The organism is Occallatibacter sp. (genome assembly GCF_049582745.1).
Lineage (GTDB): Bacteria > Acidobacteriota > Terriglobia > Terriglobales > Acidobacteriaceae > Telmatobacter.
The window spans coordinates 1-1,795 of the sequence record NZ_JBAUUO010000077.1; the positions used below are offsets into that span (position 1 = coordinate 1).

The following is a 1,795-nucleotide window of genomic DNA, read 5'->3' on the forward strand; positions in this document are numbered from 1 at the left end:
GGTTATAATTGCAATCGGCCTGGAGCCACGCATGAACAAATCCGTTTCCGGCACCGTGTGTTCGCTGATACTGGTTGGCCTCGTCGGATGCGCATCCGATTCTGGGGGAATGCCCGGTAGATCGTAGAAAGTAGCGACTCTCACTCCCCAAGGCGTGATAGCCTCAGGGAAATTTTTCTTCCAGGAAAAAGGAGAGTCGCTACATGAAGAAACCATACCAAATTGAATCGCAGCGAGCCATCAAGCAGCTCGAGGCAATGGCCGCGGACGGAGACCCGGCAGTGCAGATGGTGCTGCCCATGGCCGAGATGGTGGGCTGGTTGCGCAAAGGCGTGGGCGAATTGATCCGTCAGGCTGGCTTGCAGTTGATGGAATTGTTGATGCAGGAAGAGGTGCGCGAACTGGCCGGCGAGCGCGGCCAGCGGCAGCCGGAACGGACGGCCAATCGCTGGGGCAGCGAGCGCGGCTATTGCGTGGTGATGGGACAGAAAGTGCCCATCGATCGGCCGCGCGTGCGGACGACTGATGACAAGGAAGTTCGGCTGGGCAGCTACGAGATGTTCCACCGCGGCGAGCCTCTGACCGAGACCGTGTGGGAGAAGTTGATGCTCGGGCTGAGCACCAGGAAATACGGCCAGGCGGTGCGCGAGTTTATCGAAGCTTACGGGCTGGAGAAGAGCGCGATCAGCGAACATTTCATCGAGGCGAGCCGGGCGAAGTTGAAGGACATGACGGAGCGCCGGCTAGACAAGACACGGCTGTGTGCCTTGCTGATTGATGCGACGCCGTTTGCGGGACAACAGATGGTGGCGGCGTTGGGCATCTGTGAAGACGGGCGCAAAACGATCTTGGGCATATGCCAAGGAGCGACGGAAAACACGACCGTAGTGGGCGAACTACTGGGCGATCTGATGAATCGCGGGCTCGATTTCACTGTGCCGCGACTCTACGTTCTGGATGGCGGCAAAGCGTTGAGTGCGGCGGTGAAGAAGTACGCCGGTGAGTCGGCGGCGATCCAGCGCTGCCAGGTACACAAGCGGCGGAATGTGCTGGATCATCTGACCGACGAACAGAAACCGGACGTGTCCAAGAAACTGAATGCAGCCTACGCAATGGAAGAATACGGCGCCGCCAAGGAAGCGCTGAACCGGTTGCATCGCGAACTGATGGATCTGAATCCGAGTGCGGCGCGGAGTCTGGGAGAAGGGATGGAGGAGACGCTGACGGTGCACCGGCTTCGCCTCCCAATGCAACTGCGAAGGACCATGGCCAGTACCAATGTGATCGAATCGGCATTCTCGATTGTCGAGCAGGTCTGCAAGAACGTGAAGCGATGGCACGGAGGCGACCAGCGGGAGCGTTGGGTAGGGTCGGGACTCCTGGTCGCGGAGAAACAATTCCGAAGAGTCCAGGGACACAAACAGATCCCGGCCCTCATCAAGGAATTGGAGGCTCTGGCGCCGGGTAAGTCAGAAGTTGTCAAACGGAGAAAGGCGTCGTAGAGTGGGTTACGCGGGAGTCGCAGCTTTCAACGGAACTCCGGGCATTCCCGATTCTGGGCCTCAGGACTCATACTCGCAACGTGTCGCGGCAGCAGAGAGGTATGCTCAAGTCACGTCGTTCGAAGACTCCTGGGAAAGTATGGTACAGGAGGTGGCGAAGGCAGTGCCCGAGGAGCAGCGTAGTGTCTTCGTCCCCTTCATGCGCCGGTCCTTTCGACCGGAACGGCTGCGTGAGCCTATGATCGCAATAATGTCCCAGCGTTTCAGCACACGCGAACTGAACGCGCTCGCGA

General features: G+C 59.1%; 2 protein-coding genes. One reads left to right on the forward strand and one right to left on the reverse strand.

The genetic code is table 11. The annotated features are described in order from the left end of the window. Positions 1-203 precede the first annotated feature (203 nt). Positions 204-1,502: an IS256 family transposase gene (locus WCA10_RS13035; protein ID WP_472822961.1), complete on the forward strand. Its 1,299-nt coding sequence runs from the start codon at positions 204-206 to the stop codon at positions 1,500-1,502. 105 nt (positions 1,503-1,607) lie between these two features. Here WCA10_RS13035 and WCA10_RS13040 read toward each other — a convergent pair. Continuing rightward, positions 1,608-1,795, reverse strand: a 188-nt coding sequence (locus tag WCA10_RS13040) for a hypothetical protein (RefSeq protein WP_472822962.1), incomplete at its 5' end; no start/stop codon positions are given.